The organism is Pseudomonas sp. 3MA1 (genome assembly GCF_029237275.1).
Classification (GTDB): Bacteria; Pseudomonadota; Gammaproteobacteria; order Pseudomonadales; family Pseudomonadaceae; genus Aquipseudomonas; species Aquipseudomonas fluorescens_AP.
Genome location: NZ_JAACFX010000024.1, coordinates 1 through 13,180, shown reverse-complemented (window position 1 = coordinate 13,180; position 13,180 = coordinate 1). Strand labels below are relative to the sequence as shown.

The window sequence follows — 13,180 nt, the reverse complement described above, 5'->3', positions numbered from 1 at the left end:
GTTCATGCACCAGGCGCCCGGCCGGGAAGCCCGAAGCGCTGCGGTCCCAGAGCTGGAGCAGTTGCTGGCGCTCGCTATCGTCCAACAGGTTCAGCTGGCCGATGCTCTGCTGCGGATCGGCCACCATGGCCTGCAGCAGGTTCTGCCAGTGCCGGGCCATGCGCCCGATGGTCGCCGGTTCGAACAGATCAGTGGCATACCCCAGGGAGGCCCAGAGCCCTTCACGGCTTTCATGCACATCCAGGTCGAGGTCGAAGTGGGCCGTGCGCCGTTCCCACTCCAGACCTTCGATCCGCAGCTCGGCCAGCGCCTGTGCGTCCTGTTGCAGACGGCCCTCGGTCTGGTGATTGAACATCACTTGGAACAGCGGGTTGAGGCTCAGGCTGCGCTCGGGATGCAAGGCTTCCACCAGCTGTTCAAAGGGCAGGTCCTGATGGGCCTGAGCCTCCAGGGCACGGCTCTTGGTCTGGGCCAGCAACTGGGCGACGCTCATCTGCCCATCAATCTCGGCCTTCATCACCTGGGTATTGACGAAGAAGCCGATCAGGCGCTCGGTTTCCACCCGGTTGCGGTTGGCAATCGGCACGCCAACGCGGATATCCGACTGGCCGCTGTAGCGGTACAACAGGATCTGGAACGAGGCCAGCAACAGCATGAATGGCGTCACCCCCTGAGCCTTAGCCAGGGCCTTGAGGCCGGCCACCAGGGACGCCGCCAATGGCACCTCCAGGCGGGCGCCGCGATGATTCTGCAAGGCCGGACGCGGATGATCCAGCGGCAACTCCAGCACCGGCTGCTCGCCCCCCAGCAGTTCGCGCCAGTAGTCCAACTGGCGATCCCTTTCTCCGGCCTCCATCCAGTTGCGCTGCCAAAGCGCATAGTCGGCGTACTGCAACGCCATGGTCGGTAATTGCAGCTCCTGGCCCTGGCTGTAAGCCGTATACAACTGCACCAGCTCGTCGACCATCACTTGCATCGACCAGCCATCGGAGACGATATGGTGCTGCACCAGCACCAGCACATGCTCGTCCTCCGCCAGACGCAGCAGGCTGACCCGCATCAGCGGCCCCTGGCACAGGTCGAAGGGCCGGGCGATTTCCGCCTCCACGCGATCCTGCAACTGCGCCTCTTGCACCTCGGACAACGAAATGCTCGCCCCGGTGGGCGGCACTATCACCTGGATCGCCTGCTGCCCTTCCTGCTGCAGGTGGGTACGCAGACTTTCATGCCGGGCAATCAGCGTGTCGAAGGCTCTCTGCAAGGCTGCCTGATCCAGCCGGCCTTTCAGGCGCAAGACGCTGGGTACGTGGTAGGCGGCGCTTTGCGGATCCAGTTGCCAGAGGAACCACTGGCGCTCCTGGGCATAGGACAGCGGCAACGGCTGCTCGCGCCCCACCGCCTGCATGGCCGGAGCCAGCACCTGCGCTCTGTCATCCAGGGCCTGCACGGCGGCGACAAAACCTTGCAGCCGCGGCTGCTCGAACACCAGCTTCAGCGGTACCTCACGCTCCAGCGCGTGACGCAGGCGAGACACCACCTGCATGGCCAGCAGCGAGTGGCCGCCCATCTCGAAGAAATGATCATTGAGGCCCACCCGCTCGGCACCGAGGATATCCGCCCAGATCGCCGCCACCTGCTGTTCCAGTTCGCTCACCGGGGCCACCCACGACTGCTGCGCCAGCGCCGCATCGGGCTTGGGCAGGGCCTGGCGGTCGAGCTTGCCATTGGGGTTCAGCGGCATGCATTCGAGGAACATCAGGTGCGCCGGCACCATGTAGTCCGGCAACTGTTCACGCAGAATCGCGCGCAGGCTTTCGGCCTGGGCCTGCTGATCCCCCACCTCGGCCACCAGGTAGGCCAGCAGTTGGTTGTCTGCCGCCAGCACCACGGCTTCGCGGATGCAGTCCTGGGCCAGCAGCAGGGTTTCGATCTCCCCCAGCTCGATCCGGAAACCACGAATCTTCACCTGATGATCGACCCGGCCCACATACTCGATCACCCCATCGGCGCGATAACGCGCCAGGTCGCCGCTGCGGTACAGGCGCTCGCCAGTGGCGAAGGGGTCCGGGACAAAGCGCTCGCCGGTCAGCAGCGGACGTTGCAGGTAGGCCCGGGCCAGGCCGCAGTGGCTGCCGATATACAGCTCGCCAACCGCCCCCAACGGCGCCAGGTTCAGGTCGCGGTCCAGCACATACAGCGCTCGCCCGGGTAGGGACCGGCCGATCGGGCTGGCCGTGGCGCCTATCACCGTGTCGGCGGCGCTGCAATCGAGCACGCTGGAGACCACCGTGGCCTCCGTCGGGCCGTAGGTGTTGAGCAGCCGCACATGGCCCAGACCGGCCCGGCGCCATTGCGCCGGCCCGTCCAGGGGCATGGCTTCGCCACCGATATGGATCTGCCGCAGCGCCCCATAGGCACGCGGCCCTGCCGCCAGGCAATCGAGCAGGAAGAGTTTCCAGTAGGCGGTGGGCAAGTCGGCCAGGGTGATGCCCTGAGCGATGATCTCGCGGTACAGCCGGCCGCTGTCCCACAGCTCCGGCCCACGCAGCACCACCGTGGCGCCATGGGTCAGGGCCGGGTACAGCTGCTCGACGAAACCGTCGAAGTTCAGGGTGGCAAACTGCAGCACCCGGTCATCCCGGGTCAGGTGCGAGTAACTCGCGGCAATGCTGGAGAACTCGCTCAGCGCGGCATGGGCAATCGCCACGCCCTTGGGCTTGCCGGTGGAACCGGAGGTGTAGATCACATAGGCCAGGCTGTGGGGCTCGACCTGCCGCTGCGGATTGTCCACAGAACACTGCCGCAAAGCGGCCTCGGCAAGATCCAGGTCCAGGGTCGCAAGCCCCTCGGGCAGCACCAGGGGCTGATAGGACTGACGCAGTACCAGGCGCACGCCGCTGTCTTCGAGCATGTGCGCCAGGCGTTCGCGGGGGTACTCCGGGTCCAGCGGCACATAGGCGCCACCGGCCTTGAGCACTGCCAGCAGGCTTACCACCATGGCAAAGGAACGCTCCACCGCGACCCCTACCAGCACCTCAGGGCCGACACCCTGCCCCATCAGGTAATGGGCCAGGCGGTTGGCCTGGCGATTGAGCTCGGCATAGCTCAAGGCCTGCCCGTCCAGGCACAGGGCCGGGGCCTGGGGGCGCTGCGCCACCTGGGCCTCGAACAGCTGATGCACGGCGCCTGGGTGAGCGCAGGCCGGGGCCGGATCATTCCATTGCTGCAGCAGGGTGTGGCGCTCGTCGTCGCCCAGCATCGCCAGCTGCGCGATACGGCTGCTCGCGCCCGTCACCACCGCCTGCAACAGGGCTTGCCAGTGCCGGCTCAAGCGCTCAACAGTCGCCGCTTCGAACAGATCGGTGGCGTAGGTCAGGGAAGCGAAGATGCCCTCGACGGACTCCTGGGTATCCAGGCTCAGATCGAACTGCGCGCTCTGGCTGTCCCACTCCAGGGCCTCGACCCTCAGGCCAGGCAATTGCTGCTCGCCGCGCACCCGGCCTTCGGTCTGGTGATTGAACATCACCTGGAACAGCGGGTTGTGGCTCAGGCTGCGCTCCGGCTGCAGGGCTTCCACCAGTTGCTCGAAGGGCAAGTCCTGATGGCTCTGGGCATCCAGCGCCCGTTGCCGCACCTGTTGCAGCAATTGGCTGAAGCTCATCTGCCCGTCAATATCGGCCTTCATCACCTGGGTGTTGACGAAGAAGCCGATCAGACGCTCGGTCTCGCTGCGGTTGCGGTTGGCGATCGGCACCCCGACGCGGATATCCGACTGGCCGCTGTAGCGGTACAGCAGGGTCTGGAACGAGGCCAGCAACAGCATGAACAGGGTCACCCCTTCCCGCTGGGCCAGGGCCTTGAGGCCGGCCACCAGGGCTGGCTCCAGGGTCATGTCCAGACGCGCCCCGCGATAACTCTGCAACGCCGGGCGCGGGTGATCCAAGGGCAACTCCAGCACCGGCTGCTCGCCCCCCAGTAACTCGCGCCAGTAACCCAGCTGCCGTTCCTTCTCCCCGGCTTCCATCCAACTGCGCTGCCACAGGGCGTAGTCGGGGTATTGAATCGGCAGTTCCGGCAAGCGCAGGTCGTGACCCTGGCTGTAGGCGACATACAGCTGCACCAGCTCGTCGACCATCACCTGCATCGACCAGCCATCGGTGACTATATGGTGCAGCACCAACACCAGGACATGCTCGTCCTCTGCCAGTTGCAACAATTTGACCCGCAGCAGAGGCCCCCGCTGCAGGTCGAAAGGCTTGGCCACCTCGGCCTTGACCAAGGCTTCAAGATGCTCGGGATCGGTCGCCTGCACGTCGATTTCCAGACGCAGTTCGGCGCTCACCACCTGCAGCAGCTGCTGTGCGTCCTGATGCAGATGGGTGCGCAGGCTTTCATGGCGGGCTACCAGGGTGTCGAAACTGCGCTGCAGGGCCGCATGATCCAGGCGGCCCTTCAGGCGCAGCGCCCGAGGCAGATGGTAGGCAGGACTCTGCGGCTCCAGGAGCCAGAGAAACCACTGCCGTTCCTGGGCATAAGAGAGCCGTAGGGGTTCTTCCTGCTGACGCTTGAAAACCGGGGCAATCTCAAACAGGTTGATGCCTTGCTGCTTGAGCAGTACCGCCAACGCCTTCTTTTCTTGCGTAGAAAGAGAACCTACCGACTCGATTAATGCTTGCACGCCACATCCCTCAGGAAATCAATTTGTCTAGATCTTCTGCAGATAGACGTTTGAGGGCCTCCAAGGATTTAGCCAGGGCATCCTGCACCGGCGAATTAATTGTCTGCCGGGATGCGACATAACGGGCGAAGTCGGCCAGGGTCGGTGCGCTGAAGATCGACTTGACGTCGAACTCGCTGTGCAACTGCTCGCGCAGCCGCACCACCACTTGGATGGCCAGCAACGAATGCCCGCCCAGCTCAAAGAAATTGTCGTTCAGGCCCACCTGTTCGATGTCCAGGACTTCAGCCCAGATTCCGGCAATCTGCTGCTCCAGCGGGCTTTGCGGGGCTTCGAACGCCTGGCTGTGCTGCGCCGCATCGGGTTTGGGCAGGGCCTTGCGATCGAGCTTGCCGTTGGGGCTCAGGGGCATCTGCTGCAGCAGCACCCATTGCGCCGGCACCATGTAGTCCGTCAGCTGCTGCGCCAGGTGTTCGCTCAGCACCTCACGCCAGTCGTCCCCGGCACCTTGCAGCACCAGATAACCCACCAGGTACTTGCCATCCACCGCCAGCACCGCCGTCTCGCGGACCCAGTGGTGCTCCAGCAGCCGTGCTTCGATCTCGCCCAGTTCGATGCGCAAGCCCCGCAGCTTGACCTGATGGTCGATACGCCCGGCGTATTCGATCACCCCGTCAGCGCGATAACGGGCCAGGTCACCAGTGCGGTAGAGGCGTTCACCTGTCACAAAAGGATGAGCGATAAAACGCTCGGCGGTCAGCGCCGGGCGTCGATGGTAACCACGGGCCAGGCCCACGCCCCCCAGGTACAGCTCGCCCAGCACACCCACCGGCACCGGCTCGAAATTGCCGTCGAGGATATAGCAGCCCAGGTTGGCGATGGGCTGGCCGATGGGCACCGCATCCCGGCCTTCATCGACGCAGGTCCAATGGGTGACGTCGATGGCTGCCTCGGTGGGGCCATAAAGGTTGTACAGACCGGCCTGCGACAGCTTGGCGAACACCTGCTGCTGGGCATCCACCGGCAAGGCTTCACCACTGCAAACGATGCGTTTCAGGCTCTGGCAGGAAGACACGCCGGAATCCTGCAGGAACGCCTGCAACATAGAAGGCACAAAGTGCAGCGTGCTGATCTGTTCGGCATTGATCAGATTCACCAGTTTCTCGGGATCGCGATGATCCCCTGGCGCCGCCACCACCAGACGCGCGCCGGTCATCAAGGGCCAGAAGAATTCCCACACCGATACGTCGAAGCTGAACGGGGTTTTCTGCAGCACGCTGTCGCTGGCATCCAGTTGATAGGCCTCCTGCATCCAGCACAGGCGATTGGTCAGGGCCGAATGACGGTTGCCGGCACCCTTGGGCTGCCCGGTGGAGCCGGAGGTGTAGATCACATAGGCGAGGTTTTCGCCCTGCAGCACGATGCCCGGGTTCTGCTCGCTGTAGCTCGTCAGCTGCGCGTCCAGCTGATCCAGCGCCAAGGTCTGCAGCCCCTGCGGAATCGGCAGTTGCTCCAGCAAGTGAGACTGGGTCAGCAGCAGTTTCACGCCGCTGTCGTCCAGCATGTAGGCCAGGCGTTCACGTGGGTATTCCGGGTCCAGCGGCACATAGGCGCCACCAGCCTTGAGCACCGCCAGCAGGCCCACCACCATTTCGATGGAGCGCTCCAGCGCAAGCCCTACCAGTACATCCGGGCCGACACCGGCTGCCATCAGGCGATGGGCCAGGCGGTTGGCGCGGCGGTTGAGCTCGGCATAGCTCAGGCTCACCGAGCCGAACTTCAAGGCCGGCGCATCTGGGGTACGCGCCACCTGCTCTTCGATCAGTTGCTGCACATTGCGCTGCAAGGGGTAGTCACGAGTGGTGTCGTTCCACTGCTCCAGCACCTGGCGGCGTTCGGCCACATCCAGCATCGGCAAAGCACCCAACGGCTGCCCGGGGTTATCGAGCATGCCCTGCAGCAGGTTGCTCAGGTGCCGGCCATAGGCTTGCACAGCCTGTTCAGTGAAGCGGGAGCGGGCAAAGCTGAATTGCAGCGCCAGCGTCTCGCCCAGATCCACCAGCAGGGTCAGGGGGTAGCTGGTCTGTTCATGGGCCTGGGGCACTCCGAACACTATGCCGCTGCCGCCACCCTGCTCCAGCGCCTTGGACACCGGGTAGTTCTCGAACACCAGGATATTGTCGAACAACGCCTCGCCGCCCTGAGACGCCCAGCGCTGGATATCGTAGAGCGCCGTGTGTTCGTGTTCGCGCAGGGCCAGGTTGTGCTCCTGCACATCCTGCAACCAGTCCTGCACCGGACGCTGCGGGTCGATGGCGCAGATCACCGGCAGGGTATTGATGAACAGGCCGATCTGCTGCTCGACCCCCTCCAGTTCAGCGGGCCGGCCGGCCACCGTGGCGCCGAAGGACACCACCGACTGCCCGCTATGGCGCTGCAACAGAATCAGCCACGCGGCCTGGATCAAGGTATTGAGGGTGACCTTGTGGCTGCGGGCAAAGGCTTCCAGGCGTGCGGTGAGTGGCGCGTCCAGAGTGCAACGATGCTCGCCGTGTCCGGACTCAGCCTGGGGCTGGCCAAGGCCCAGTCGGGTAGGTGCTTGCAGCCGTGGCAACTGCTCGCGCCAGAAGGCTTCGGTGGCCGCAGCGTCGCGTTGCTGCAACCACCCGATGTAATCCCGGTAATGCCCGCCAGTCGCGGCTACCGCGACACCGGCATAGCGTTGCAGCACCTCGCCGAACAGCCGCGAATTGCTCCAGCCATCCATCAGGATGTGATGGTTGGTGTAGATCAGCTCGTGCCGGTGTTCAGCGGTGCGCACCAGCAGCAGCCGGGCCAGAGGCGCCTGGGCCAGATCGAAGCCCTGGCGGCGCTGGTGCTGTTGCAGGGTCTGCAACTCCTGCTCCAGCTCCGGCATGGCCCGCCAGTCCAGTTCCTCGATAACGATCTGCGCCTGACGGTAGACCACCTGGCACGGCCACTGCAGTTGGCCCTGCCAGAAGAAGCCGCTGCGCAGCACCTCATGCGCCTGCACTGTGGCCTGCCAGGCCTGGCGGAAGCGCGCCGGGTCGAGGTGCTCCACCTGCACCCGGATCTGGTTGATGTAGTCCGAGGCTTCCTTCTCGTACAGGGTGTGGAACAGCATGCCCTGCTGCATCGGCGACAGGCTGTAGATGTCTTCGATCTCATCGGCTACCAGCGGTAGGGATTCCAGCTGCTGCTGATCAAGACCAGACAGCGGGAAGTCGGAAGCGGTGACGCCACTGTTGCCCGGGGTACAGCAATGCGCCACCAGGTCAGTGAGTTCACGGGTGTAGGCCGCACTCAGCTCTGCGATCACTTGGGGCTCGAACATCAGCGGGCTGAAGGTCCAGCCCAGACGCAGCTCGCCGGCATACACCTGGCCATTGAGGGTCAGCCAGTTGCCCAGTGGGGCATCAGGGCTCTGCTCGGCGCCGGCACTCTCTGGCGCCGGGGCGAACAGGCCATCCTCCTGATCGAAGCTGCCATCGAACTGGCCCAGGTAGTTGAAGGTGATACGCGGTTCCGGCAACTGGCTGAAGGCCTGGCGGGTCGGCTCGTCGCCCAGGTAGCGCAGGGCGCCGAAGCCGATGCCCTTGTTGGGCACCGCTCGCAGTTGTTCCTTGATCTGCTTGATCGAGGTGGCCAGATCGTCAGCCGGCGTCAGGCGTACCGGGAACAGGCTGGTGAACCAGCCCATGGTACGGGTCAGGTCGATATCTTCGAACAGTTCTTCGCGGCCGTGGCCCTCCAGCTGGATCAGGCTGGACGATTGCCCGGTCCAACGGCAGATCACCCGGGCCAGGGCCGTCAGCAACAGGTCATTGATCTGCGTGCGATAGGCCACAGGCGCCTGTTGCAAGAGTTGCCGGGTACGCTCGGCATCGAGCTGGCTGACCAGGGTCTGGGCCAGGCGTTGCGGACGTGCGCCCTGGGGATCGCGGCATGGCAGGTCGCCCGTTGCGCCTTGCAGCTGCTGGCGCCAGAAGTCCTGTTCCTGCTGCATGGCAGCGCTGCGGGCATGGGCTTGCAGGCGCTCGGCCCAGGTCTTGAATGCCGAGGTCTTGGCCGGCAGTTGCTGCGCTCGGCCCTCAAGCAGTTGCCGGTAGAGGTTTTGCAGGTCCTCAAGGAAAATCCGCCAGGACACCCCGTCCACCACCAGGTGATGCATCACCAACAACAGCCGCTGGGAACCATCGGGCAGCTCTGCCAGCACCGCCCGCAGCAAGTCGCCCTGCTCCAGGTCAAGGCTGCGCTGGGCGCGCTCGCAGAGGGCCAGCAGATCAGCTTCCTGTTCCAGACGAACCTGCCACAGCAGCTCCGCCGCCTGGGCATCGTGCCGAGCCTGCCAGCCCTCCTCGGTTTGCCTGAAACTCAGGCGCAACACATCATGCTGCTGCACCAGCGCCAGCAAGGCGCGCTCCAGCAGATCACCATCAATCGCCTGCTGCGGAGTCAGGAGCAGCGACTGGTTCCAGTGCTGGCGCTCTGGCAGGTCCATCTCGAAAAACAGCTGCTGGAAGGGCAGCAATGGCGTCTCGCCCTGCACCGGGCCCTGGTCGATCGACTGCACCGCCTGCAACTGCGCCACCCGTGCCAGGCTGCGCACCGTCTGATGCTGAAACAGGGCCTTGGGGGTGAAATGGATACCGGCTGCGCGGGCACGGCTGACCACCTGGATGGAGATGATCGAATCACCGCCACGCTCGAAGAAGTTGTCGTTCAAGCCCACCTGCTCGATGCCCAGGACCTCGGCCCAGATCGTCGCGATCTGCTGCTCCAGCGGGCTTTGCGGGGCTTCGAACGCCTGGATGTGCTGCGCCGCATCGGGTTTGGGCAGGGCCTTGCGATCGAGCTTGCCGTTGGGGCTCAGGGGCATCTGCTGCAGCAGCACCCATTGCGCCGGCACCATGTAGTCCGTCAGCTGCTGCGCCAGGTGTTCGCTCAGCACCTCACGCCAGTCGTCCCCGGCACCTTGCAGCACCAGATAACCCACCAGGTACTTGCCATCCACCGCCAGCACCGCCGTCTCGCGGACCCAGTCGTGCTCCAGCAGCCGTGCTTCGATCTCGCCCAGCTCGATGCGCAGGCCCCGCAGCTTGACCTGATGGTCGATACGCCCGGCGTATTCGATCACCCCGTCAGCGCGATAACGGGCCAGGTCGCCAGTGCGGTAGAGGCGTTCACCTGTCACAAAAGGATGAGCGATAAAACGCTCGGCGGTCAGCGCCGGGCGTCGATGGTAACCACGGGCCAGGCCCACGCCACCCAGGTACAGCTCGCCCAGCACACCCACCGGCACCGGCTCGAAATTGCCGTCGAGGATATAGCAGCCCAGGTTGGCGATGGGCTGGCCGATGGGCACCGCATCCCGGCCTTCATCGACGCAGGTCCAATGGGTGACGTCGATGGCTGCCTCGGTGGGGCCATAAAGGTTGTACAGACCGGCCTGCGGCAGCTTGGCGAATACCTGCTGCTGGGCATCCACCGGCAAGGCTTCACCACTGCAAACGATGCGTTTCAGGCTCTGGCAGGAAGACACGCCGGAATCCTGCAGGAACGCCTGCAACATAGAAGGCACAAAGTGCAGCGTGCTGATCTGTTCGGCATTGATCAGATTCACCAGTTTCTCGGGATCGCGATGATCCCCTGGCGCCGCCACCACCAGCCGCGCGCCGGTCATCAAGGGCCAGAAGAATTCCCACACCGATACGTCGAAGCTGAACGGGGTTTTCTGCAGCACGCTGTCGCTGGCATCCAGTTGATAGGCCTCCTGCATCCAGCACAGGCGATTGGTCAGGGCGCTATGGCGGTTGCCGGCACCCTTGGGCTGCCCGGTGGAACCGGAGGTGTAGATCACATAGGCGAGGTTTTCGCCCTGCAGCACGATGCCCGGGTTCTGCTCGCTGTAGCTCGTCAGCTGCGCGTCCAGCTGATCCAGCGCCAGGCTAGGTAGCCCCTGCGGAATCGGCAGTTGCTCCAGCAAGTGAGACTGGGTCAGCAGCAGTTTCACGCCGCTGTCGTCCAGCATGTAGGCCAGGCGTTCACGTGGGTATTCCGGGTCCAGCGGCACATAGGCGCCACCAGCCTTGAGCACCGCCAGCAAGCCCACCACCATCTCGATAGAACGCTCCACTGCCAGCCCCACCAGCACATCCGGTCCGACACCGGCTGCCATCAGGCGATGGGCCAGGCGGTTGGCGCGGCGGTTGAGTTCGGCGTAGCTCAGGCTCTGCTGACCGAACTTCAAGGCCGGCGCATCTGGGGTACGCGCCACCTGCTCTTCGATCAGTTGCTGCACATTACGCTGCAAGGGGTAGTCGCGGGTGGTGTGGTTCCATTGATGGAGCATCTGCTGCCGCTCTTCGGCATCCAGCAGGGCCAGCTCCTGCACCCGGGTTGCGCTATTGGCGAGCATCGCCCGCAGCAGGCTCAGCCAGTGCCGACTCATGCGCTCCACAGTAGCGGCGCCGAACAGATCGGTGGCGTAGGTCAGGGAAGCCCAGATGCCCTCCCCGACTTCCTGGGTATCCAGGCTCAGGTCGAACTGTGCGCTCTGGCTGTCCCACTCCAGGCTGGCGACCCGCAGGCCCGGCAATTGCCGCTCGCCAGCTGCGCTTGCGGTGCTCGCCTGGTGATTGAACATCACCTGGAACAAGGGGTTGTGGCTCAGGCTGCGTTCCGGTTGCAGGGCCTCCACCAGTTGCTCGAAGGGCAGGTCCTGATGGGCCTGGGCTTCCAGCGAACGGCGCTTGGTCTGGGCCAGCAACTGGGCGAAGGTCAGTTGCGGCTCGAAGTCGGCCTTCATCACCTGGGTGTTGACGAAGAAGCCGATCAGGCGCTCGGTTTCCACCCGGTTGCGGTTGGCGATGGGTACGCCGACGCGGATGTCCTGCTGACCGCTGTAGCGGTACAGCAGCGCCTGGAACGAGGCCAGCAGCAGCATGAACAGGGTCACCCCTTCGCGCTGGGCCAGGGCCTTGAGGCCCGCCACCAGGGCGGGTTCCAGGGCCAGATCCAGGCGTGCCCCGCGAAAGCTCTGCTGCGCCGGGCGTGGATGATCCAGGGGCAGTTCCAGCACCGGCTGCTCGCCCCCCAGCAGCGCCTGCCAGTACTCCAGCTGACGCGGCTTTTCTCCCGCCTCCATCCAACGGCGCTGCCACAGGGCGTAGTCGGCGTACTGGATCGGCAGGGCCGGCAGTTGCCATTCCTGGCCCTGGCTGTAGGCGCTATACAGCTGCACCAGCTCATCCACCATCAGTTGCATCGACCAGCCATCGGAGACGATATGGTGCTGCACCAGCACCAGCACATGCTCGTCCTCGGCCAGACGCAGCAGGCTGACCCGCAGCAAGGGCCCCTGCGCAAGGTCGAAGGGCCGCTCGATCTCGGCTTCCACCCGCGCCTTGAGCTGCGCCTCATCGACCGTTTCTTCATCGATCTTCAGCGTCGCGGTGGCCAGCACCTCCTGGGTCAGGTGCTCGCCCTGCAGATGCAGGCGGGTGCGCAGGCTTTCATGACGGGCCAGCAGGCTGTCGAAGCTGCGCTGCAGGGCTGCCTGGTCCAGGCGTCCGCTCAGGCGTAAGGCTGCGGGCACGTGATAGGCCGAACTCTCGGGGTCCAGTTGCCAGAGAAACCACTGGCGTTCCTGGGCATAGGACAGGGGCAGGCAGTGCCCCGCTTCACGGATTGCGGCAATCGGCAGTTGAGCGAAACTCATGCCACGGCTTTGCAGGCGCTGGTAGAACTGCTGGCGCTGCTCCAGAGGCAGGCGAAGAAAGCGCGATACCAGATCGAGATTGGGGTTGGAAAGCATGGTTCAAATCGCCTCTAGTTCGCTCAAGAATTCACGAAGATCATCAAAATCGGCCGCGCTGCCCGTGCGGTAGCCCGCCACCACTTCGGCATAGGCACGTAACGACTCGGTCTGGAACAACTGCGCCAGCGGCACCTCCAGGCCCAGTTCGGCCTGAACCCGCGAGGTGATCTGGATCGCCAGCAGGGAATGCCCGCCCACCTCGAAGAAGTTGTCGTTGAGCCCCACCCGCGGCAGGCACAGAATCTGCGCCCAGATGGCCGCCAGCTTTTGCTCCAACTCGCTTTGCGGCGCCTCATAGACCTGCTGCAGCTGGCTCGCATCCGGCTCAGGCAGGCCCTTACGGTCGAGCTTGCCGTTCGGCGTCAGCGGCATCTGCGCCAGGAACATAAGGTGGCCGGGCACCATGTAGTCCGGCAGGCGGGCTTTCAGGGCCCGACGCAGGGACTCACGGGCGCCGGCCTGGGCCGTGGCATCAGTGGCGATGGCCGGGTCATGGGCCACCACATAACCCACCAGTTGCTTGCCGGTGGGCCCGTCCTGGGCCACCACCACCGCTTCACGCACTGCTTCTTGCTCGCGCAGGCGGGCTTCGATCTCCCCCAGTTCGATACGGAAACCACGGATCTTCACCTGATGGTCGACCCGGCCCAGGTAGTCCACCA

Annotated in this window: 3 protein-coding genes; all 3 read right to left on the bottom strand. The window is 64.6% G+C overall.

Translation table 11 applies throughout. The features are described from left to right. Positions 1-4,624, bottom strand: a 4,624-nt coding sequence (locus GWQ44_RS30735) for a non-ribosomal peptide synthetase (RefSeq protein ID WP_275929099.1), incomplete at its 3' end; no start/stop codon positions are given. A 64-nt stretch (positions 4,625-4,688) separates the two neighbouring features. Further along, entirely contained in the window at positions 4,689-12,515 is a 7,827-nt protein-coding gene (locus tag GWQ44_RS30730; protein WP_275929098.1) for a non-ribosomal peptide synthetase, read from the bottom strand. A gap of 3 nt (positions 12,516-12,518) precedes the next feature. Further along, a partial coding sequence (locus GWQ44_RS30725; RefSeq protein ID WP_275929097.1) for a phosphopantetheine-binding protein occupies positions 12,519-13,180 on the bottom strand: 662 nt, incomplete at its 5' end.